General features: G+C 73.8%; 18 protein-coding genes. 6 read left to right on the forward strand and 12 right to left on the reverse strand.

Annotation, left to right across the window (positions count from 1 at the left end):
- Positions 1-17 precede the first annotated feature (17 nt).
- Positions 18-2,372, forward strand: coding sequence for a PQQ-dependent sugar dehydrogenase (locus G9H72_RS14810; protein WP_166172413.1), 2,355 nt, complete (start codon positions 18-20; stop codon positions 2,370-2,372).
- 1 nt (position 2,373) lies between these two features.
- Positions 2,374-3,336, forward strand: coding sequence for a ThuA domain-containing protein (locus G9H72_RS14815; RefSeq protein ID WP_166172415.1), 963 nt, complete (start codon positions 2,374-2,376; stop codon positions 3,334-3,336).
- 89 nt (positions 3,337-3,425) lie between these two features.
- Here G9H72_RS14815 and G9H72_RS14820 read toward each other — a convergent pair whose 3' ends face one another.
- From G9H72_RS14820 to ddaH, 4 genes are all read right to left on the reverse strand, one after another.
- A complete protein-coding gene (locus tag G9H72_RS14820) occupies positions 3,426-4,121 on the reverse strand; it encodes an HAD family hydrolase (RefSeq protein ID WP_166172417.1) in 696 nt (231 codons plus the stop codon).
- Positions 4,122-4,285: 164 nt separating this feature from the next.
- Positions 4,286-7,387 carry a M12 family metallo-peptidase gene (locus G9H72_RS14825; protein ID WP_231127059.1) on the reverse strand — a complete coding sequence of 1,034 codons (3,102 nt, stop codon included), beginning with the start codon at positions 7,385-7,387 and terminating at the stop codon, positions 4,286-4,288.
- 238 nt (positions 7,388-7,625) lie between these two features.
- On the reverse strand, positions 7,626-8,864 hold the full coding sequence (gene rocD, locus G9H72_RS14830) for an ornithine--oxo-acid transaminase (protein ID WP_331272326.1): 1,239 nt from the start codon (positions 8,862-8,864) through the stop codon (positions 7,626-7,628).
- A complete protein-coding gene (gene ddaH, locus G9H72_RS14835; protein WP_166172640.1) occupies positions 8,861-9,637 on the reverse strand; it encodes a dimethylargininase in 777 nt (258 codons plus the stop codon). Before ddaH ends, rocD begins: the two co-directional genes overlap by 4 nt.
- Before the next feature lie 279 nt (positions 9,638-9,916).
- Here ddaH and G9H72_RS14840 point away from each other — a divergent pair, with 279 nt between their 5' ends.
- Positions 9,917-10,360 (forward strand): Lrp/AsnC family transcriptional regulator, encoded by a 444-nt coding sequence (locus G9H72_RS14840; RefSeq protein WP_331272327.1) that lies wholly within the window; start codon positions 9,917-9,919, stop codon positions 10,358-10,360.
- Positions 10,361-10,408: 48 nt separating this feature from the next.
- Here the strand turns inward: G9H72_RS14840 and G9H72_RS14845 are convergent, their stop codons facing one another.
- From G9H72_RS14845 to G9H72_RS14865, 5 genes are all read right to left on the reverse strand, one after another.
- Positions 10,409-10,801, reverse strand: a complete 393-nt coding sequence (locus G9H72_RS14845; RefSeq protein WP_166172423.1) for a cupin domain-containing protein — start codon at positions 10,799-10,801, stop codon at positions 10,409-10,411.
- Positions 10,802-10,831: 30 nt separating this feature from the next.
- The gene (locus tag G9H72_RS14850) at positions 10,832-12,094 is read right to left on the reverse strand and encodes an MFS transporter (RefSeq protein WP_331272328.1); all 1,263 of its coding nucleotides are present in this window, start codon (positions 12,092-12,094) and stop codon (positions 10,832-10,834) included.
- Positions 12,095-12,127: 33 nt separating this feature from the next.
- Positions 12,128-14,017, reverse strand: coding sequence for a putative bifunctional diguanylate cyclase/phosphodiesterase (locus tag G9H72_RS14855; protein WP_166172425.1), 1,890 nt, complete (start codon positions 14,015-14,017; stop codon positions 12,128-12,130).
- 64 nt (positions 14,018-14,081) lie between these two features.
- The gene (locus G9H72_RS14860) at positions 14,082-14,978 is read right to left on the reverse strand and encodes an LLM class flavin-dependent oxidoreductase (RefSeq protein WP_166172427.1); all 897 of its coding nucleotides are present in this window, start codon (positions 14,976-14,978) and stop codon (positions 14,082-14,084) included.
- 43 nt (positions 14,979-15,021) lie between these two features.
- Positions 15,022-15,357, reverse strand: coding sequence for an STAS domain-containing protein (locus G9H72_RS14865; protein WP_166172429.1), 336 nt, complete (start codon positions 15,355-15,357; stop codon positions 15,022-15,024).
- A 233-nt stretch (positions 15,358-15,590) separates the two neighbouring features.
- Between G9H72_RS14865 and G9H72_RS14870 the strand changes: the two genes are divergently transcribed.
- Positions 15,591-17,465: a glycoside hydrolase family 15 protein gene (locus G9H72_RS14870; RefSeq protein WP_166172431.1), complete on the forward strand. Its 1,875-nt coding sequence runs from the start codon at positions 15,591-15,593 to the stop codon at positions 17,463-17,465.
- A 62-nt stretch (positions 17,466-17,527) separates the two neighbouring features.
- On the opposite strand, the gene G9H72_RS14875 is transcribed toward G9H72_RS14870, so the two are convergent.
- Positions 17,528-18,253, reverse strand: a complete 726-nt coding sequence (locus G9H72_RS14875; protein WP_166172433.1) for a hypothetical protein — start codon at positions 18,251-18,253, stop codon at positions 17,528-17,530.
- 437 nt (positions 18,254-18,690) lie between these two features.
- The gene (locus G9H72_RS14880; protein WP_166172435.1) at positions 18,691-19,389 is read right to left on the reverse strand and encodes a DedA family protein; all 699 of its coding nucleotides are present in this window, start codon (positions 19,387-19,389) and stop codon (positions 18,691-18,693) included.
- A gap of 71 nt (positions 19,390-19,460) precedes the next feature.
- Between G9H72_RS14880 and hisC the strand changes: the two genes are divergently transcribed.
- Entirely contained in the window at positions 19,461-20,573 is a 1,113-nt protein-coding gene (hisC, locus tag G9H72_RS14885) for a histidinol-phosphate transaminase (RefSeq protein WP_166172437.1), read from the forward strand.
- Between the two features lie 199 nt (positions 20,574-20,772).
- Positions 20,773-21,675 carry a hypothetical protein gene (locus tag G9H72_RS14890; RefSeq protein WP_166172439.1) on the forward strand — a complete coding sequence of 301 codons (903 nt, stop codon included), beginning with the start codon at positions 20,773-20,775 and terminating at the stop codon, positions 21,673-21,675.
- 37 nt (positions 21,676-21,712) lie between these two features.
- Here the strand turns inward: G9H72_RS14890 and ypfJ are convergent, their stop codons facing one another.
- Positions 21,713-22,603, reverse strand: coding sequence for a KPN_02809 family neutral zinc metallopeptidase (gene ypfJ / locus G9H72_RS14895; RefSeq protein ID WP_166172441.1), 891 nt, complete (start codon positions 22,601-22,603; stop codon positions 21,713-21,715).
- Positions 22,604-22,627: the final 24 nt, after the last annotated feature.

Raw genomic sequence — 22,627 nt, forward strand, 5'->3', positions numbered from 1 at the left:
TCCGAACGGTGGGTGCAATGAGGAAGCCCAAACACCTGATCCCGGCTGCGGCCGTCGCGGCGGCAGCCCTTCTCGTGCCGGTCACCGCGGCGTCGAGCGGCGCGGCCCCGGACGTGTCGGCGGCGGCGAGCGTCGTCCTGACGGACCCGGTCCCGGAGGAGGCGGCCGCGCCGCGCCTCGGGCTCGTCGTCGAGGAGTTCGCGCAGTTCCCGAAGTCCGAGCCGGTGCCGGCGCCGACCGACGTCCGGCTGATGCGGCACGCGCGTATCAACAACCTCGCGGAGGTCCGCGACGGCTCGGGCCGGCTGTACGTCCCCGACCTCAACGGCTCGCTCTACATGCTCGACGACGACGGTGAGCCATGGGAGTACCTCGACGTCCGCGAGGCGGTCGGGGCCGACTTCTTCTCCGGCCGCGGCCTCGGCCAGGGCTTCGGCTTCGCCGCCTTCCATCCCGCCTTCGGGGCGAACGGGCTCTTCTACACCGTCCACACGGAGGCCTTCGGGGCACTGACGACCAAGACCCCGGACCTGACGCCGCAGCGGGGGACGATCTTCCACGGCGTCATCACCGAGTGGAGGGCCACCGACCCGGCCGCCGACGTCTTCAGCGGCACCCGGCGCGAGGTGCTCCGCCTCGGCTTCGGGGGCCAGATCCACGGCATCCAGCAGATCGACTTCAACCCCAACGCCACCCCACGTGACGACGACTACGGCCTGCTCTACATCGCCGCCGGCGACGGCGGGCTGGGCGCGGCCGTGGGCAACGACGACCCGCAGGACCTCGCCGTGCCGCACGGGAAGATCCTGCGTGTCGACCCGCTCGGCCGGGACAGCGCGAACGGCCGGTACGGCATCCCCGCCGCCAACCCGTTCGTCGGGCAGGCGGGCGCCCTGGGCGAGATCTTCGCCATCGGCATGCGCGACCCGCACCGGTTCAGCTGGGACCCGGGCGGCAGGAAGCGCATGTTCATGGGCCACATCGGCGAGAAGGACCTCGAGGCCGTGTACGACGTGCGTGCCGGCGACGACCTCGGCTGGCCGCAGCGCGAGGGGCCGTTCCGCTACGACAAGACCGACCGCTGCAACCTCTACAGCCTGCCCGAGGACGACGAGTCCTACGGCTTCACCTACCCGGTCGCCGCGTACGACCACGACCCGCCGCCCGGCTACTCCTGCACCGCGGACGTCGGCCATGCGGTCAGCGGCGGCTACGTCTACCGGGGGAAGAAGCTCGGCAAGCTGGGCGGGACGTACATCTTCGGCGACCTCGTCGACGGCCGGATCTTCTACACCGAGGAAGCGAAGATGGTGCGCGGCAGCGGGGAGCTGGCGCCGATGCACGAGCTCGCCGTGTTCACGACGGACGGGCGCGAGACGTCCATGCCGATCCTCGCCGGCGACAACCGCGTGGACCTGCGGTTCGGCCGGGACGCGGAGGGCGAGCTCTACCTGATCGCGAAGGCCAACGGGAAGGTGTGGAAGGTCGTCGGCGTCCAGCGCCTCGAGCGCGACGCGGTGGTGCACCCGAACGTCGCGCGTGACCTGCAGGCGTATTACGACTTCGAGCACCCCGTCGCCGGTGACTCGGCGAAGGAGGACGACCAGGGGCTGTCCGGCACGGACATCGCCCTGGTCAACGGGGGCGACGACATGCGCATGCGCGACGGTGCCTTCCGCGCGAGCCGGAACTCCCTGCAGGTGCAGCAGGCCGACCCGGCCGCGGGACGGGGGGCCTGGAAGGCCGGCGTCTACTCGCCCACCGGCGTCCCCTCGCTGCGCGCCTTCAACGCGGTGCAGAGCACCACGGTCATGGGATGGTTCAAGATGACCGGCGAGGGGCCGAGCCCGAACACCAACACCCCGAACCCGGACGACTACTACAACGCCATCGGCCTGGCAGGCGTGCTGACCGGCAACTCCGACGGTCATGCGGTCCGCGCGCTGCTCGAGCTCATCGACGTCAACGGCACCCTGCGGCTGGTCGCGCTGGGGCGCCGGGTCGACACCGGGGCGTCGAGGACCTACGCGGCGAACGCTGATTGGCGAACCCTGCTCCCGCAGGGCGAGTGGGTCCACCTGGCCGCGACGTTCGACTTCGACTCCGGGGCGATGGCCCTCTACCGCAACGGCAAGCCGATCCCCGGGTCCTACACCGCGGCGGGCAACCCGTGGCAGGGGACCGGCCCGCGGCCGTACCTCACCTCGCCGACCGACCCGCGCGGCATCAAGATCGGGGGCAGCTTCCCGCAGGACCTGTCCGAGCGGAACCCGTGCAACTGCCGGATGGACAGCCTGATGTTCCTCGACCGGGCCCTCACCAAGGTCGAGGTGGGCCAGCAGTACCGCCGCATGACCGAGTACGGGCGCTGACATGGGCAGGCGGTCGACGGCGGGGATGCTCGCCACCGCGTGCGCCCTGCTCGGGGCACTGCTCGTGGGGCTTCCGGGGCCGTCCTCGGCGGACGGGAGCCACGAGCGCTGGGGAAGGGACGACGACGAGGTCGCCGACTACGGCGTCTGCCGGGGGACGGACCCCAGGTGCTACCACGAGTGGCCGACACCGTTCCGCGCCGACGGCGTGTGGAAGGTGCTGGTCTACAGCCGGACGGGCGTGTCCCGGCACGCCCACCTCGGCCCTCTCCTCGGGCCGGGCAAGAACCCCCCGCTGGTCGAGGGCAACGTCGCCCAGCGCCGGGTGATCCAGTGGGGGCAGAAGCACGGCTTCTCGGTCGACTGGACCGAGGACGTCACCCAGCTCGACTCGCCGGGGAGGCTGTTGCCGTACGACGCGGTGGTCTTCCTCAGCAACTCCCGCGACATCCTCGACGACGCGGCGCAGACCGGCCTGATGCAGTACGTGCGCGCCGGCGGCGGGTTCGTGGCCATCCACAACACCCTCGGCGCGGAGTACCACTGGCCGTGGTTCCAGGGGCTGCTGGGCGGAGCGAACTTCTACGACCACGGCCCGAACCGCCCCGGGCTGGTGCGTACCGTCAACCGCCGTGACGTGTCCACGTCGGCGCTCCCGCGGGAGTGGCGCTTCACGGACGAGTGGTACAACCTCGTCCCCGAGCCGTCGGACGTGCGCGTCCTGCTGCAGATGGACGAGGCCTCGGCCGGCAACGCCGTGGGTTTCAACGGCCACCCGGGGATGGGCCGCGACCACCCCGTCTCCTGGTGCCAGTACTACGACGGCGGCCGTTCCTGGGTGACGTCCCTCGGCCACGACGTCGCGGCCTGGACGGACACCCCGCTCGAGGGCGACCCGTTCTTCGAGGAGCACGTCGTCAACGGCATCCTGAGCGCGATGGGGGCACGCCCCTTCTGCCGTTGAGCTGACCCTCCCGCGCCCACCCCTCTGCCCCCCGCCTCGGGGGTGGGAGAGGGGTGGGTGGAGGGTGAGGAGCGGCCGCTGGGTGGGGGTCAGAAGAGGCCGAGCAGCTCGGGGAAGCGCGCGACCTCGTGGAACCGCGCCGGCAGCGGGTCCGGCAGGTCGGCGTGCTCCAGGGCCCAGGTGCTGGCGTTCGGGACGAAGACCGCGCCGAAGCCGGCGGCCAGGGCGGGGTTGACGTCGGACTTGACCGAGTTGCCGATCATCCAGCTGCGGGCCGGGTCGAGCCCTTCGGCGGCGGCGAGCGCGGCGTACGCCTCGGGGTCCTTCTCCGGCACGACGACCGCGCGACGGAAGTAGCCGGCGAGCCCGGAGGCGTCGATCTTGCGCTGCTGCTCCTCGACCGCGCCCTTGGTGAGCAGCAGCAGGTCGTGCCGGCGACCGAGTGTCGCCAGCGTGCTCTCGACCTCCGGGATCAGCTCGACCTGGCCCGAGCGGAGGCGCTGGACGAAGGCCTCGATCGAGGCGCGGGCCGCGTCGTCGGCGGGGCGCTCCGAGAGCTTCTCGAAGCAGTCGTGCAGGCTGCGCAGGAAGACCGAGCTGCCGTAGCCGTGGGCCGTCGAGTTGGCCCGCTCGATGTCCTGCAGGATCGTGCGGATCGCCGTCGGCTCGAGCGTGGGATGGGCCATCCACGCGATGAAGTCGTCGATGGCGCGCTCGAAGAGGACGTTGTTCTCCCACAACGTGTCGTCGGCGTCGAAGACGAGGTGCTGTCGGTCCACGGTCATCGCGGCCCGGATGGTGCGCTGGTCATGATCCCGACGCTAGCCGCGGCGGCTGGAGGCGTCAGCCGGTTTTCCCGCCCCTGCGCGGACTCTCGCGCCGGGGGCGGCAGGCCGCGCGGCCCCCGCACCCGGGACGGGTACGGGGGCCGCGACGGTGCAGCGGGCGGTCAGAGGCCGGCGAGGGCCCCGTCGACCGCCGTCAGCAGCGCGGTGCGCGCCGCCGCCGTCACCTTGCCGGGTGCGGCCGCCTCGACCTGCGCGCGCAGCGCCTGCAGGGCGGCCGTGGCGCCCGCCGTGTCACCGGCGTCCACCTCGCCCCACGCGTCGAGCACGGCCGCGAGGTACGCCCGGGCCACCGACGGTGCGACGCCACCGGCACGCGCCTGCTCGCCGACCGCCGAGAGCAACGCGAACAGCCCCGGCTCCGGCGAGACCCACGGGGCCAGCAGCGTGGTCAGCTGCGTCAGCCCGCCCTGCAACAGCTTGCTGGGGGAGGCGGTGTAGAGCACGGCCTGCAGCTCGCGCAGGCGCTGCGTGGCCGTCGCGCTGTCGCCGCTCGCGTCCGCCACCTGCGCGGCGAGCAGCAGCTCCCGCACGTCCCGGCCGAGGCTGGCGGCCAGGTCGCCGGAGCCCACGAGCGCGTCGAGGGTCGACGCGACGGTGGCCAGCGACGCCCGCACGGTGAAGTCGGCGTCGTTGACGTCGAAGAAGATGTTGCCGACGGCCTCGACCTTGACCCGGGCCTGCGTGGTTCCGACCGCCGGAAGCGCGACCGACGCGGAGCCGTCGTTCGGCGTGGACTCCGCCAGGACGTACGGGAAGGTGGCCCCGCCGTCCACGGAGAGGCTGATCCGGACGTCCGTGGCGTTGATCGGGGCGCCCGCCGTGCCGGCGACGTCCCAGGTCACCGGGAGGGCGTTCTCGTAGTTCACCGGCGCCGCGGTGGCCTGCGAGGTGACCAGGAAGGGGCCGGTGCCGGGCGCCAGGTTGACGGTGGTGTCCTGACTCGCGCTTCCGGTGACCTGATCACGAGCCGTGAGCCGGAAGTGCATGGGCGTCGTGTAGACCGGCGTCGGCAGGAACTCGGAGAAGCACTCGACGATGGCGAGGTCGACCGGCGGCGGCGTCGCGTTGTTGGGCGGCAGCGGCGGTGCCGGTGGGCAGGCCCCGGTCCTGGCGTTGGTGTTGTTCGCCAGGATCTGCGCCATGTCCGGGAAGACCCGGGTCGGGTCGGTCGTCGCGATGTTCTGCCCGGGCGAGTGGTAGAGCAGCGTGTTGGCCGGGGTGACGTTGGCGCGGGTGCCGAACGTCCGGAACAGCGGGCCGTTGCGCTTGATGTTGTTGACCAGCGAGGTGCCCGTGGTCACCGCGGGGGTGGTCGGCGTCGCGGGGGTCACGCCGATGTCCATCTGCTCCCAGAGGAAGATCGGCTGCTGGCCGTCGGCGTCCGTGGCGTCGCCGGTCAGCACGAACGGGGTCTGGTAGGGGATGGTGAACTCGCTGCCCGCGACGGTGACGACCGGCGGCGTGTTGCCGGTCGGGGTGATCGTCCAGCCCTTGTTGTCGGCCGGGCCGCCCTTCGCCGTCTCGCCGACGAAGCCGGAGGACCCGGGCAGGAACGCGATCCCGATCTGCTCGACGTTCACCCCGGCGAGCGTGCCGGTGAAGGTCACCTGGAACCCGGTGTCGTTGAAGGTGCCGTTCGCGAACCCGGCGACGGTCGCGACGCCGCCCGCCGGCCAGCCCGGCGAGGACTCCAGCGCCTCCTTGATCCCCGCGGCGCTGTAGTTGACGCCGCGGACGATCGGCGCTGTCGGCTGGCCGTTCACGATCAGCTGGAACGCGTCGTTGCCGTCGGTGTCGAAGTCGCGCAGCGAGACGGTCTGCACCTCGTTGAGCGGCGCCAGGTCACGGGTGACGTAGCCGGTGATCTGCTCCTGGCTGAACGCGTGGAAGTACGGGTCGCTGTGCGGCTGCAGGTCGTCCTGCCAGCAGATGCCGGCGTACGCCATGATCGAGGAGCCGGAGCCCGGCTCCACCGACGCATTGACCGAGCGGTTGCCCGCGGAGCAGTTGCGCTGCACGCCGTTGAAGGTGTGGCTGCCGGAGAACTGGTGGCCCATCTCGTGGGCCACGTAGTCGATGGCCATGTAGTCACCGACCGGGTTCGGCAGGCCGGTGCAGCCGTTGGCCTTCACGTTCGCGCCCACGCCGGCGCTCGCGACGCCGCCGCCGCTGAGCCCCAGCGCGATGTGGCCGATGTCGTAGTTGCTGGCGCCGACGAGCTGCCCGATGACGATGCGGTTCCGGTTGAGCAGGGTGCCGTTGCACGTCGTCACCGTCGTGTAGCACGGCGCCGCGCCACAGGGCCCGTTCGCGCCGGTCGTCTGCGCGGCGGTGTTGAAGTTGAGCACGTCGTTCTGCGCGATGAGCACCAGGCGGATCGACAGGTCGTCCTCGTAGACCTGGTTCACCCGGTTCATGAGCGTGACCTTCGCGGAGGTGACGTTCGCGGCGCCGAAGTAGTTTGCGTACGACGGGTCCGTCACGAGCGCCAGCCGGTACGTCCGCAGCACCGACCCGATGCTCGGCCCGGCGCTCGCCTCGACGTCGGCCGCCCCGACGACGGCCGCCGCGGAGGCCAGCCCCGCGCCGTCCCGCTCGATGAAGGTTCCGGGCGCGGGCTCGGGCAGGTCCCGGCCGAAGTAGCTGATGTAGAGGCTCTGGTCGTTCTTGTAGTACGGGTCGACGTACCAGGCGCCCTCGTCGCTGCGCACGGAGGCGTGGAAGCCGAGCGAGGTGAGGTCGGCGTGCACGGTCGCCGTCGGGTCGTCCACACCGACGCCGTTGTAGGTCTTGATCCCCGGGTGCTTCGCGGCGAGCCCCGGCTCCATCATCGAGTACTCGTTGATCGTGAAACGTGCGAAGCTCCCGTCGGGTGTGGGGAGCACGAGGACCGACCCGGTGATCGACGGCCCCTCGGCGGGCGCGGCGTCGAGGACGGTGGAGATGCCGGCCCGGTCGAGCGTGACGGCGTTGAACTCCTCGGGCTCGAGGGCCGCCGGCTTCCCCTCGTACGTCGCGGCCGGCGAGTCGGAGACGTCCTTCCACACGCTCCTGGCGGTCGTCGCCGCATCGGCGCTGGTGCCGGGAAGCGGCAGCATCGCGCCCGCGACCACGGCCGCGATCGCGGGCACGGCGAGCCGGAGCCCGCGCGTCCGGAGCCCCCGACCCTGCAACGCGTCCGGTCGCCCTGTCCCACGTGTCATGGGCAGATCCCTTCGGCTCGGGGAGGCCGACCGGCGCGTGCTCCGCCGACGGAAGACCCCCCGGGATGTGGGCACGGCTGGATCCAGCCGTGCGGCGAGCACGCTAGATTCCGCGCCGCTCGTCCCGCAGCCTCTGGTGGTTTCAAAGGCGTTAACTCTTCGCGGTTGAACGGTCGCAGGCTAGCCGCATCCTGCGGGCGACAAAAGGGACCCCGTCGGACATGTCGCGGGATGGCCGCTAGGACGCCCGGGCGCGGCCGACCTCGTCGATCACCACGCGCAGCTGCTCCACCGCCCAGTCGAGCTCGTGCGGCTCGACCACGAGCGGCGGGGCCAGCCGGATGGTGGAGCCGTGGGTGTCCTTGGCCAGGACGCCGCGTTCGGCGAGCCGCAGGCAGACCTCCTTGCCCGTGCCGAGCCGGGGGTCGATGTCGACCCCCGCCCAGAGCCCGAGACTGCGTACCCCGACGACGCCGTGCCCGACCAGCGCGTCGAGCCGCTCGCGCATCCGGGCGCCCAGTGCAGCCGCGCGCTCCTGGTAGTAGCCGGTCGCCAGCAGGCGCACGACCGCGAGGCCGACGGCGGACGCCAGCGGGTTGCCGCCGAAGGTCGAGCCGTGCTCACCCGGGTGCAGCACATTGAGCACCTCGTCGTCGGCCACGACGGCGGACACGGGCAGGATGCCGCCGCCCAGCGCCTTCCCGAGCAGGTAGACGTCCGGCACGACGCCGAAGTGCTGGCAGGCGAAGGTCCTGCCGGTCCGGGCGAGCCCGGACTGCACCTCGTCCGCGACGAGCAGCGCGCCGGCCCGGTCGCAGAGGGCGCGGGCGGCCTGCAGATAGCCGGCGGGCGGGATGACGACGCCCGCCTCGCCCTGCACCGGCTCCAGCAGCACGGCGGCGGTGTCGGCGTCGATCGCGGCGCCGAGCGCGGCCGCGTCGCCGTACGGCACCCGCCGGAACCCGGGCGTGTAGGGCCCGAAGCCGGTCCGCGCTGCCGGGTCGTCGGAGAAGCTGACGATGCTGATCGTCCGGCCGTGGAAGTTCCCGCCGGCCACGACGACGTTCGCGGCGTCCTGCGGGACCCCCTTCACCTCGTACGCCCACTTGCGCGCGACCTTGATGCCGCTCTCCACGGCCTCCGCGCCGGTGTTCATCGGCAGGACCTTGTCCTTGCCGGCGAGCGCCGCGAGCTCGGTGACGAACGGCGCGAGCCGGTCGCTGTGGAAGGCCCGGCTCACGAGGGTGACCCGGTCGAGCTGCGCCTTCGCGGCCGCGACGAGCTCGGGATGGCGATGGCCGAAGTTGACGGCGGAGTACGCGGCGAGGCAGTCGAGGTAGCGGCGGCCCTCCACGTCCGTGACCCAGGCGCCCTCCGCCTCCGCCACGACGACCGGAAGTGGGGAGTAGTTGTGCGCCGCGTGCGCGTCGGCGAGGGCGATGTGCTCGGCGGAGCGTGCCTCCCGCGCGGCCGTCACGACCGCACCTCCAGGGTGCAGCACTTGACCCCGCCGCCGCCCTTCAGCAGCTCGGACAGGTCGACGGGCACGGGGTCGAAGCCACGCTCGCGCAGCGCCGCCACCAGTCCGGTGGCGGCGGCGGCCAGCACCACGTGCCGGCCGTCGGAGACCGCGTTGAGCCCGAGGACGGCCGCGTCCCGCTCATCGGCGATGAGCGCATCAGGGAAGAGTGATTCCAGAACCTGCCGACTGCTCCGGCTGAACGCTGCGGGCAGGTACGCGACGGTGGAGTCGTCGAGCACTGCCAGCGCGGTGTCGAGGTGGTAGAAGCGGGGGTCGACCAGCTCGAGCGACACCACCCGGCGACCGAAGAAGCCCTGCACCTCCGCGTGCGCGGCGGGCGACGTGCGGAAGCCGGTGCCGGCAAGGATCAGGCCGCCGACGACGAGGAAGTCGCCCTCGCCCTCGTTGAGGTGCTCCGGCTCGCGCGCCCCCTCCAGCCCGGCACGGACGAGCCACTCGAGGTATGCCGGCCCCTCGGCCGCGCGCTCGGCGTGGACGAACCGGGCCCCCAGCGCGCGGCCGCCGACCACGAGCCCGCCGTTGGCCGCGTACACCATGTCCGGCAGGCCCGGGACGGGGTCGATCACCTCGACCGCGTGGCCCAGCTCGAGGTAGGTGCAGCGCAGCGCGTCCCACTGCCGCCGGGCGAGCCCGACGTCCACCCCGGTCCCGGGCCGCATCCAGGGGTTGATCGCGTACGCGACGGTGAAATGGTCCGGCGGGCACATCAGGTAGCGCCGGCGGGTGGCGGTGCGGCCGCCGCGGCCCGCCTGCGCGGGGATGCGGAGCCCGGCAACGGCGCCGGCACCGGGGCCGCCCGTCAGGTCGCTGGTCGTCACGGCGCTCCTCGTGCGGGTGGCATCGGCCGCGCCGGGTGGCCCGGGCGGCGCGTGCTCCGAGGCTAGGGCCGCGCATGGTGGCCCACAATGACGATTCGCGCCCGTTGCGGCAGCGGAACGTTGCGCAGTCCCGGCGAAGAGCGTCGATCTCTTGCACGAGGAGGCACGGTGACGGTTGACCGGACGGACGAGGAGATCCTCGGCGCGCTGCAGCGGAACGGCCGGGCGAGCTACGCCGAGGTCGGCCAGCAGGTCGGCCTCTCGGCGCCGGCGGTCAAGCGCCGGGTCGACCGGCTGCGCGCCGACGGGGTGATCCGTGGCTTCACCGCCCTCGTGGACCCAGCGGTGCTGGGGTGGGCCACCGAGGCGTACGTCGAGGTCTTCTGCGCGGGCAACGTCTCCCCGGACGGGCTGCGCAGGACGTTGGAGAGCATCCCCGAGGTCGTCGACGCCTGCACCGTCACCGGCGAGGCGGACGCGCTCGTGCACCTGCGCGCCGGCGACATCCGGCACATGGAGACCGTGCTGGAGCGGGTGCGGCGCGACCGGCGGGTCGACCACACCAGGAGCGTCATCGTGCTCTCGCGGCTGGTGGAGCGGGCCGCGCCCTGAGACGACGGACGGGCGGCCCGCCGCGGGCCGCCCGTCGTGACGCCGAGGTCAGGAGGTCGGCGGCTCGTCCTTGCCCGACTCCTCCGCCTCGTCGGCCTCCTCCTTGGTGTGGTGGACGGCCTTGGCGGCGTGCTCCGGCGGCCCGTAGACCGTGTACAGCACGAGCGGGTTGGGGCCGGTGTTGACGAAGTTGTGCTTCGTCCCGGCCGGGACGGCGACGAGGTCGCCCGGCTCGACCTTCTTCTTCTGCCCGCCCACGCGCGCCTCGCCGACCCCGCTGACGAAGGTGAGCACCTGGTCGGTGTCCTCGTGCACCTCCTCGCCGATCTCGCCGTCCGGCGGGATCGTCATGATGACGAGCTGGCTGTGCTTGCCCGTCCACAGCACGCGCCGGAAGTCGGCGCTCTTCTCGGCGACTGTCGCGATCGTGAAGTGCTCCATGGCCTGTGCCGTCCCCCGCAGCGGGCCAGGTCATTCCGGCAGCGGCCGTGATCTTGCCGGTGGGCCCGCGGTCAGCGCCGCGCGCCGCGCGCGCACCCCCGGGGCCAGCGCCAGCATCCCGGCGCCCACGAGCACGCCCGTGACCAGGCAGCCGCCCCACAGCGCCGGCTCGCCGAGCCCGGTGAAGACCGCGGTGCCGACGAGGGGCGCGGTGAGGGCCGCCGCCCCGAACATCGTCCCGAACAGCCCCTGGTAGCGGCCGCGCGCGGCCGTCGGCGCCAGCTCGGAGATGATCGCCAGCCCCGCTCCCCCCGTCCCGATCTCGCCCACCGTCCACACCAGGACCGTCGCGGCGTACCCGGCGCCGGAGTCGGCGAGCGCGGTGGCGCCGATGCCGACGCCGATGACCACCGAGGCCCCGCCGAGCACCAGGAGCCGGTCCTGGCGGGCCAGCCAGCGCAGCAGCAGCGGCTGCAGGACGACGATCCCGACGCCGTTGAGCGCGATGACCGTGCCGTACGCCCGGGGCGAGAGCCCGTCCTCGATCATCGCCAGGGGCAGCGTGACGTAGCCCTGCATGTAGACCGTGGACTGCAGCAGCGTCAGCGCGCAGAGGGCCACGAGCAGCGGGTCGCGCAGCGCGGTGCCGTACCCGCCGGCGCCCGGGGCGCCACCCGTGCCCGGCCCGGGCCGGTCCGCCGGGACCCCGCGCCACACCACCAGGGCGAAGACCGCGCAGGTCGCCGCGTCCAGGGCGAACACCAGGGCGTACCCGCGGGTCGCCAGCCACCCGGCGAGCACGCCGGCGATCGAGAAGCCCAGGTTGATCGCCCAGAACAGCAACGAGTACGCGAGGGCGCGGTCCGGGGGCGCGACGAGGTCGGCGACGAGCGCGCTCGCGGCCGGACGGTGGAGGTCGGCGCAGACCCCCACGAGCAGCGCCGCCGCGAGCAGGGCCGGGAGGCCTCTCGCCGCCCCGAGCAGGGCGAGGCTTCCCGCGCTCGCGAGCAGCCCGCCGACGAGCACCCGCCGGCGCCCGAGCCGGTCGGTGAGCGAGCCTCCGACGATCTGCGAGACGGAGGCGCCGGCGCCCAGGCAGGTCAGGACCAGGCCGGCGCGCGGAGCCGACAGGTCGCGGGCCGTCGTCAGGTAGAAGAGCAGGAACGGCTGGACGGAGAGGCCGATCCGGTTGATGAGCGTGCCGGCCCAGAGGACCCAGAACGGCCGGGGCAGCGCCCGCAGGCCACTGCCCGCTCCCGGCCCCGCTGCGACGCCTGCCGCACTGTGTGCCACCGGGCAACCATCGAGGGAGGCGGGCCCCGGCGGCTACCCGATTTCGGTCATGGCGGTGCGGGACGACGGCCAGGCGTCGAGCCGGGCCTCCAGCTCCGCGGCGGGCAGCGGAGGGGCGTACAGGTAGCCCTGCGCGCGCGGCACCCCGAGCGCGACCAGCGCGTCGGCGACCTGCCGGGTCTCCACTCCCTCCGCCACGACGTCCAGGCCGAGCTCGTCGGCGAGGGCGACGACGGCGCGCACGATCGCGAGGTCGGCGCGGTCCTCGGCCAGGCCGGTGATGAAGCTGCGGTCGATCTTGAGCGTCTGCACCGGCAGCTGCTTGAGCCGCCCGAGCGAGGAGTAGCCGGTGCCGAAGTCGTCCACGAGCACGCGCATCCCCAGGTCGACCAGGTGGCGCAGGGTCGTCACGGCGGCCTCGCTGACGAGCGTCGTCTCGGTGACCTCGACGTGCAGCAGGCGGGTGGGGACGCCCGCCTGCTCCAGGCGCTGCGCGAGCCGCCGGGCGTAGCCGTGCTGGGCGAGCACCGAGCCCGGCAGGTTGACCGCGACCGCCAGCCCGCGTCCTGCCGTGAGCCACCGGGCGGCCTGCTCGCAGGCGAGCCGCAGGATCTCGTCGGTGAGGTCGCCGATCAGCCCGGACCGCTCCGCGAGCGCGACGAAGTCGGCGGGGGACTGCGGCCCGCGCGTCGGCGACGTCCAGCGGGCGAGCGCCTCGACACTGCGTACGGTCCCGGTGGCCAGGTGCACGACCGGCTGGTAGGCCAGCCTGATCTGGCCCTGCGCGATCGCGGCCCGCAGCTCGTTCACCGCGCGCAGCCGGGTGGTCGGGTCCTCGTCGAGCCGGGGGTCGTAGACCGCCCAGCCCGTGGACTCACGCTTGGCGCGGTACATCGCCTGGTCGGCGTGGCGCAGCAGCGTGTGCGCGTCGAGCCCGTGGTCCGGGGCGAGCGCGGCGCCGACGCTCCCGCCGAGCGACACCGGCCCGAACGGGGTCTCGTACGTCCCGTGCAGCACGTCGCTGACCCGGCCGGTGAGGTCGCGGAGCTCCTCGCGGCTCCGCGGCGCGGCCAGGCAGACCGCGAACTCGTCACCGCCCAGCCGGGCGACGGTGTCGCGCGGGTCCAGCGGCGTGCGCAGCCGCGGGGCGACCTGGCGCAGGACGTCGTCGCCGACGTGGTGCCCGAGCGAGTCGTTGACGTCCTTGAAGCCGTTGAGGTCCAGCAGGAGCAGCCCGACCGGCCCTGCCTGCGCCGCCAGCGCGGCGTTGAGCCGCTCGCGCAGCAGCTCGCGGCCGGGCAGGCCGGTCAGGGCGTCGTGAGTGGCCCGCAGCTGGAGCTCGTGCTCGACCCGCGCCCGGGCCACGACGGCGGCCACCACGTTCGCCACCGACTGCAGGAAGTGCAGGTCGTCCGGGCCGAAGGCGTCCGGGGAGCTGCTGTGGCTGACGAGGGCGCCCCACGGGCCGTCGTCGCCGGCCACGACGACGGCCGCGCTGCTCCGGATGCCGAGCGCGTCCATCGTGGCCCGCGCCGGCGCCGGCAGCGCCTCGGTGCTGCGGACCAGGAGCGGCTCCCCGCCGCGGATGACCTGGGTGGCCGGGCCGCCGGCCGCCGGCGCGGGGTCGCCCGGGCGCCGGTCCCAGCCGTACGTCGCGGCGAACACCTGCGAGCCGTCCGGGCGACGCTCCACCAGGTTCACGATGCACAGGTCGAGGGTGGTCGCCACGGCGCGCACCGCCTCGTCCAGCACGGCCCGGGTGTCCCGGCTCGCCAGCGCCGACTGCCCGAGGGCCGACACCACCGCCTGCTGGCGCTCCCTGGCGCGCAGCCGCTCGGTGAGCTCGACCCGGTCGCTGCGGCGCCCGTGCCCGGCGAGAGCGCGGGCGGCACCGCGTACGAGCCCGCGCGGTCCCGTCCTCATGCCCCCTCCATCGGCCGGGGCTGAGCGATCCTGCGCGGTTGTGCCGGACGGCCGCGCGCGCCGCTCAGAAGCGGCCGGCCGCCAGATCCGGCAGCGCGCCGGCCACCTGCTCGAGGACGCGCAGGTCGCCGGCGTACGGCTCGTCCGGGCGCGGCCAGTGCAGGGCCAGGTCGGTCATCCCCAGCGCGGCGTAGCGGCCGGCCAGGTCGCGGAACGCCTCCAGCGAGGCGAGCGGGCGCTCGGGCGTGGAGCCCGTCAGCAGGATGCGGTCGATCGAGGCCGGGTCGCGCCCCTGCGCCTGCATCGCCTCGTCGAGCCGCCGCCCCTGCTCGCGGACGGTGGCCTCGCACTCGGCCGGCGTCATCTCGGCGGCCCGCTTGGGGTCGCCGTACGTCACCCAGGCCTGCCCGTGGCGGGCGGCCAGCTGCATGCCGCGCGGGCCGGTCGCGGCCACCGCGAACGGCAGCCGCGGCTGCTGGACGCAGCCGGGGTAGGTGCGCACCTCCTCGCCGGCGAAGTGCTTGCCGCGGTAGGAGGACGCGGGCTCGGTGAGGAAGCGGTCGAGCGCCTCCACGAACTCGGCGAAACGGTCCGCGCGCTCGCGCGGGGGCAACGGCGGCGTGCCCAGCACGGTCGCGTCGAAGCTGGTCGCCCCCGCCCCGAGCCCGACCGTCACCCGGCCGCCGGAGACGTCGTCGAGCGCGACCAGGTCCTTGGCGAACGTCGCCGGATGGCGGAAGTTGGGCGACGCGACGAGGGTGCCCAACCGGATCCGGTCCGTGACGCAGGCGGCCGCGGTGAGCGTCGGCACGGCGGCCATCCACGTCGAGTCGCGGAAGGAGCGCCACGACATGTGGTCGTACGTCCAGGCCGAGGCGAAGCCGAGCTCCTCGGCGCGGCGCCAGAGCGGCTCCGCGACGGGCCAGCGGAACTCCGGCAGCAGGACGACTCCGACGCGCATGTGCCGTTGCTACCAGACCCGAGGACAGGACAGGGCGTCGCCCTCAGACCGGCGGGCAGCCCGCGGCGCGCGGTGGGCGGTCGACGAGGCCGCGCATGCCCAGCCCGGCCAGCGCGCACTTGACCTGCGGGGAGGGGTCGACCAGGCGCGGCCGCCGGCAGCGGCCCCACGCCGCACGCTGCAGCCGCATCAGCCAGGCGACGCCCGCCGCGTCGATGGCGGTGACCCCGCGCAGGTCGAGCTCCACCCCGAGGACCGTCTCCGAGGCCAGCGCCTCGGCCACCTCGGTCAGCCGGTCGCGGGCAGTGCCGTCGAGCTCACCCACCACGCTCAACCGGGCCGTACCGCCGTGTGCTGCGAGGATCGCGCTCGCTGCCACTGCCCTCACCTCCCGTGCCCTTCTCGTGCCCTTGCGGGCGGTTGTGGCGAGCGGCGGGAGCCGCTGTCCCGGGACCTGCTACCCAGGCAGGAAATGCTTACGCACCGCGACTGATTTGTCACCGAAGTAACTCGTGCGGGTGAACGCGGAACGGGCACGACCGGTGACCGCGGCCGGGGTGCGAGATCGCTAAACGGGTGTAGCGAAGGGCTTTCGCGGGGGATGGACGTTCCATGACCAGCGGGCCTCCGACCGGCGCAAAGTCCACGTCCTCCCCGTTCCCGCCCATCGCGGACTACGGATTCCTGTCCGACGGGGAGGTGACGGCCCTCGTCGCCCCCGGCGGGAGCGTCGAGTGGATGGGCGTGCCGCGGATGGACTCGCCCAGCGTCTTCGGGGCGATCCTGGGCCGGCACGCGGGGGAGTTCCGCGTCGCGCCCGCCGAGCGCCGCGTGCCCGACTCCCGGCGCTATCTGCCCGGGACGATGATCCTGGAGACGAGCTGGGGAACGGCCACCGGCTGGCTCATCGTCCGCGACGTCCTCCTCATGGGGCCCTGGCGCCACCGGGACCACCGGTCCGACACGCACCAGCGGCCGCCGACCGACTACGACGCCGAGAACATCCTGCTCCGCACCATCCGCTGCGCCTCCGGGGAGGTGCAGGTGGTGATGGACTGCGAGCCGATCCCGGAGTACGGCCTGGCCCACGTGCGCTGGGAGTACGCCGGCGAGGGCTACACGCAGGGAGTCGCGCGGTCGCCGGGCAGCGACGTCGAGCTGACCCTGACCTCCGACATGAACCTCGGGTTCGAGGGCGGCCGGGCCACCGCGCGCACGCTGCTCAAGGAGGGCGAGCAGCGCTTCGTGGCGCTGTCGTGGGGCGACGCGGACCCGCCGCGGACCTTCGACGACGCGTACCGGCGGCTGACGTGGACCGCTCACCACTGGCAGCACTGGCTGGCCCGCGGGACGTTCCCCGACCACCCCTGGCGCAGCTTCCTCCAGCGCAGCGCGCTGACCCTCAAGGGGCTGACGTACGCCCCGACCGGCGCGATCATCGCCGCCTCCACGACGTCGCTGCCGGAGACGCCGCAGGGCACCCGGAACTACGACTACCGCTACACCTGGGTCCGCGACTCGACCTTCGCGCTCTGGGGGCTCTACACCCTCGGCTTCGACTGGGAGGCCATCGACTTCTTCGCGTTCGTCATGGACGTGTCGGAGCGCTACGGCGGGCTGCAGATCATGTACGGCATCGGCGGCGAGAACGAGCTCGAGGAGCGCGTCCTCGACCACCTGCCGGGGTACGACGGCGCCCGCCCCGTACGCGTCGGCAACGCGGCGCACGACCAGCGCCAGCACGACGTCTGGGGCGCCGTGCTCGACTCGGTCTACCTGCACAACAAGGTCCACCAGCACCTCGACGAGCGGGTCTGGCCCCTGCTGCAGAACCTCACCGCCGCTGCCCTCGCGCACTGGCGCGAGCCGGACGCCGGCATCTGGGAGGTACGCGGCCAGCTGCAGCACTTCACGTCCTCGAAGATCATGTGCTGGGTCGCGCTCGACCGCGGCGCCCGGCTGGCCCGGATGCTCGGGGAGACGGCCAAGGCGGTCGAGTGGGAGCGGGAGGCCGAGCAGATCCGGCAGGACGTGCTCGAGCACGGCGTCGACGAGCGCGGCGTCCTCACCCAGGCGTACGGCACGGACGCCCTCGACGCCTCCGTGCTGCTCGCGCCGCTGGTGCGCTTCCTGCCGCCGGACGACCCGCGCATCAAGGCGACCGTGCTCGCGATCGCCGACGAGCTGACGGTCGACGACCTCGTGCTGCGCTATCGGGTCGAGGAGACCGACGACGGGTTCACCGGTGAGGAGGGCACCTTCACGATCTGCTCGTTCTGGCTGGTGTCGGCGCTGGTCGAGATCGGCGAGGTCGCCCGGGGCCGGCAGCTCTGCGAGAAGCTGCTCTCGCTGGCCGGGCCGCTCCAGCTCTACGCCGAGGAGATCGACCCGCACACCGGCAAGCACCTGGGCAACTTCCCGCAGGCGTTCACGCACCTGGCGCTGATCAACGCGGTGATGCACGTGATCCGCGCGGAGGCGGCGTAGGGGGCCCTGCTGACACTCCTCATCCGGCCACCTCGGCCCCTGAGCTCCACCTCGGAACGGCTTCAGGGGCCAAGAAGTGGAGCTACGGGGTCCGTGGAGGGGGGCGGCATTCTCCGGGCGCGCGTGACGGCCGCGTCGACCTTCCGTCGGAGCCTGGCGTCGTCGTGCAGGGTGGCCCAGTCGAAGCGCACCACCACCCGGCCGGCGTCCTCGAGGTCCTGCTGTCGTCGTCGCTCGGCCATCAGGACGTCCGCCGGTGCGCGGCCGCGCAGAAAGGCGGGGTCGGCGTACTTGACCTGCCCGTCGAACTCGCCGACGACGAGCCCGTCGATGAGGAAGTCGACGCGGTGGACCGTGCCGCTCAGCCCGGCGATCTGCACCTGGAGGTCCACCTCGTAGCCGAGGGAGACGAGGCGTACGCGGGCGAGCGACTCCCCGGGCGACTCGGCACGCCCGTCGGCGAACTCGACCACGTGCCGAGCGGCACGAACACCGGGCCAGCGCGCCATCGCCACGAGCTCGGACTGCAGCACGTCCCGGGTGACCAGGCCGTGCCGGAGTGCGACGTCCGCTGCCGCCACCGCGTCGTCGAACGCGCCGGACCGGGCCAGGTCGAGGACCGTGCGTGCGGCCGTCGTGCGTCGCAGGCCGTCACGGCCCACCTCGACGTGATGGCCCGGCAGCGGTGACCGCACCAGTCCCAGTCCGGGGCGGTCGCGGTGCGCGCCTGTCGGCGCGCTGATCTCCACCCGCTCCGGAGGGCGCAGCAGCGGCAGGCCGAGCAGCACGGCGGCCGACGTGTGACTCGCACACGCGGCGCCGCGCTTCGACAGCAGCGCGGCGGCGATGCGCAGCAGCCCGTACTCGCCGTCGGCGTCGACCGCCTCCGCGACGGCACGCTCGGCGTAGACGCCGCGTGCGTACGAGCGCCAGGCTCCGCACCGGCGAGCGTGCTGGGCCTCTGCCCTCGTGTAGCCGGCCGACTAGGCGTCCTCGGTCGAGAAGACGTCGCCCTGTGCCGCAGCGAGCGCACGCAGTCGAGGGGTCATGGCCGGAGTGTGCGGCGGTGGGCGTGCCGTCGGGGCCTGCACGCGTGAGCTGTGGACGACGGCGGTGCGCTGATCGGCGCCTGTGCACGACCTCGGGCCCCTGGGAGCCACCTGGGACCCCTCGGAGGAGGTCCGAGGTAGGGCTGCCGATGAAGAAGTGACTCCGGCAGCAGCCCCTACCGTGACGCCCGCACCTTGCGCACCTTCCGCACGACGCCGGCCCCGACGAGCAGCACGACGGCCGCGATGACCACGTAGTCGATGAGGTCGGCGTACTTGGACACCTCGTGCCAGCGCTGGCCGAGGGCGTAGCCCACCCCGACGAGGAGCGAGTTCCACACGGCGCTGCCGACGAAGGTCAGCACGCTGAACCGGACGACCCCCATGCGCGCGGTCCCGGCGGGCACCGACACCAGGCTGCGCACCCCGGGCACCAGCCGCCCGAGCAGCACGCTGGAGTCGCCGTGCTTCTGGAACCACAGGACCGAGCGGTCGACGTCCTCGGGCTCGGTGAGCGGCACGAGCGCGAGCACGCGGCGCGCGCGGGCGGGGCCGAGGCCGCGGGCCAGGGCGTACAGGACGAGCGAGCCGACGAGCGAGCCGATGGACGCGGCGACGACCACGGCGACCAGGCCGAACTCGCCGCGCGAGGCGAGGAAGCCGGCCAGCGGGAGGACGACCTCGCTGGGGATGGGGGGCACGACCGTCTCGAGCGCGGTCAGCAGGGCGATGCCGACGGGCCCGGCGGCGGAGATGACGTCGCTGGCCCAGCCGGTGAGGCCGCCGAGCTCGGCGGCCGCGTTCCCGGACGCGGGGGACGCGAGGGGATCGAAGCTGGCCCGGTGGGCCGGAACGGTCACGGTCGCGGCGTACATCTCGGCATCCTCCCCTGCGGCCTTCCGGGACAGCCGCCCCGGCCCGGCCGCGCGATCTCTAGGCTCTCGGGGTGAGCAACGCAGGAGCACCCCGTTCTGGTCACGGCCCCCGCCTGCGGCCGTCGGTGAGCAGCCTCCCGGCGTACGTCCCGGGGCGCCCCGCGTCGACACCGGACGGCCGCCCGGCCTACAAGCTGTCGAGCAACGAGAACCCCTACCCCCCGCTGCCCTCGGTGCAGGCGGTGCTCGCCGACGCACTCTCCGGGATCAACAGATATCCGGACATGGGGGCCAGTGGGCTGACCGCCGCGCTCGCGGCCCGGCTCGACGTGCCCGCCGAGTGCGTCGCGACCGGGACGGGGAGCGTCGGCGTGCTGCAGCAGTTCGTGCAGATCGCGGCCGGGCCGGGGGACGAGGTCGTCCACGCGTGGCGCTCGTTCGAGGCGTACCCGATCATCGTCCAGATCGGCGGCGCGACGGGTGTGCCGGTCCCGCTGACCCGTGACGAGCGGCACGACCTGGACGCGATGGCGGCCGCGCTGACCGAGCGGACCCGGCTGGTCCTGCTCTGCACCCCCAACAACCCGACCGGGACGGCGCTGCGCCAGGCCGACGTCGACGCCTTCCTCGACCGCGTCCCGGCCGACGTGCTGGTGGTGATCGACGAGGCGTACCTCGAGTTCAACCGCGACCCGGAGGCCGTCGACGGGCTGGCGACGTGGCGGGCGCGGCCGAACGTCGCGCTGCTGCGCACGTTCTCCAAGGCCTACGGCCTGGCCGGCCTGCGGGTGGGGTACGCCGTGGCGCACCCGCCGGTCGCCGCTGCGCTGCGGGCGACGGCCGTCCCGTTCGGGGTGAGCGGGCCGGCCCAGGTCGCGGCGGTGGCGAGCCTGGCCGCCGAGGACGAGCTGCGCGTACGCGTCGACGCGCTGGTCGCCGAGCGCGAGCGGGTGGTGGCCGCGCTGCGCGCGCAGGGGTGGGACGTCCCGCAGACGCAGGCGAACTTCGTCTGGCTGCGGCTGGGCGAGGCGACGACCGAGTTCGCGGAGCGGTGCGAGGCCGCCGGCGTGGTGGTCCGTCCGTTCCGCGGCGACGGGGCCCGGGTGACGGTCGGCGAGCCGGAGGCGAACGACCTGTTCCTGGCGGTCGCGGGCGACGTGGCGCGGGGCGGCGTGTCCATTTGATCTTGCGTGACCGTCATCCTACGCTGCGTGACTCGAACGGCCGTCTCCCGACGGGCTAGCCCGAACGGCTGGCCGGTCTGGGCCGACCGGATGAAACAACTGGGCCCAAAGGCTCAAGCCGACCGGATCAGCGCCGAGGATGTCGGGGAACGGTGGCCCGCCCACGGCCGGCCGCTCGACCGCGGGAAGGGGGTTACCAGTGGTCCATGCACGACGTCGGGAGTCGAGCCGGATCGCGGGTACGACCGCGGCCCTCGCCGGGGTCAGCGCCGGCGCCCTGGCCGTCCTCGCCCTTCTCGGCTCGGCCCGGCTCGAGCTGTCCACCGATGACGCGGTCGTGGCCGTGGCGGCCGCGCCCGCTCCTCCGGTCGTCGTCTCCGGTGCCGCACCCGCCGGCCCGCGGCGCGCCCAGCCCGGAGCCACGGAGCGCGGCGGCGAGGTCGCCGAGGGCCTGGTGCCCGGCTCGACCCCCACCCTGCCCGGCGGCCTGCCCGCAGCCGAGAGGCCCGCAGGAACCGGTCCCGTGGCTCCCCCGACCACCGGTGACCTGCCGGTCGCGCTGCCCGACGCCGGTGCCGTGCCGCCCGAGAGCACTCCGGCCGACGTCTCGCCCTCGCCGCTCGTGCCGGCCGGGTCCGGCGCGCCGAGCCCGCGGGCGACCCCGGCCTACGGCCCGCGTCCCCCGAAGCCGTCCCCGTCACCGGCCCCCGCCGCGCCCACGCCCGGCACGTCGCCTGCCCCCGCTCCCAGCGGGACTCCCACATCCGGCAGCGGCACCCCGGCCCCGACGGCCACGCCGGCTCCCCGGGGCACGCCCTCCTCGCCGACCCCGTCGCCGTCGCCCTCCCCCACTTCCGGCGGCACCGCGAGCCCGGCGCCGACCCCCACCACGTCGTCCGGCGTGACGGAGCCCGGCGCGGACGAGCCCGGCACGACGGACCCCGGCACGGACGAGCACGACGCGACGCAGCCCGGCGCGACGCAGCCCGTCGAGGTGCCGGGCGACGGGCCCTTCAGGGAGCTCGGGCCGCAGCCGGCCGCCGACGCGCCCCGAGGCGACGCGACCGACGCACCCCGAGGCGACGCGACCGACGCGAACTGACGCCGACCGACGCCGACCGAACCCGCGGGCGCCCGGGTCAGACCGACGACTCCCCGAACGTGTCGCACTGCCCGACCGTGGCGGACTCGAACCCGCGCAGGAACCACGTCTGCCGCTGCTGCGCGGACCCGTGCGTGAAGGTGTCCGGCTGCACGTAGCCCTGCGCCTGCTCCTGCAGCACGTCGTCGCCCACCGACTGCGCGGCCCGCAGTCCCTCCTCGAGGTCGCCGGGCTCGAGCAGCTGGCGCTCGGCCGTCGAGGCGCCCCACACCCCGGCCAGGCAGTCGGCCTGCAGCTCGGTCCGCACCGACAGCTCGTTGCTGTCGTCGGGGTTGCGCGCGGACAGCTGCGCGACGGCGTCGGAGACACCGCGAAGGTTCTGCACGTGGTGGCCGAACTCGTGGGCGATGACGTACGCCTGGGCGAAGTCGCCGGGGGCCCCGAAGCGTGTCTGCAGCTCCCGGAAGAAGGACAGGTCCAGGTAGACCTGCCGGTCCGCCGGGCAGTAGAACGGCCCGGTCGCGGCGCTGGCCCGGCCGCAGCCCGTCGTCACGACCTCCTGGAAGATCACCAGCCGCGTCCGGTCGTAGCTCTGGCCCGCCGCCGCGAACGACCGCTCCCAGTAGTCCTGCACGTCGTCGACGACGAAGCGCAGGAAGTCGACGAGGTCCTCGTCGTTGGAGGGCGCGACGCCCCGGTCCACGCCCGCGACGCGCGCGTTCTGCCCCATGGGGTCGAGCCCGTTGCCGAGGTTGCCGAACCCGCCCCCGCCGCCGGTGAAGGCGAAGATCAGCGCGATGACGACCCCGACGATGCCGAGGCCGCCGCCGCCGAGGGCCACCGGGAGACCGACGCCGGACCTGCCCCTCGAGCCCGCGGGGGCGAAGACCACCTCGTTGGCGTCGGGGGACCCGTTGTCGGTACGCATGGGGGAGCAGATGCCCAGCCCTGC

The sequence above is a fragment of the Motilibacter aurantiacus genome, from assembly GCF_011250645.1.
GTDB lineage: Bacteria > Actinomycetota > Actinomycetes > Motilibacterales > Motilibacteraceae > Motilibacter_A > Motilibacter_A aurantiacus.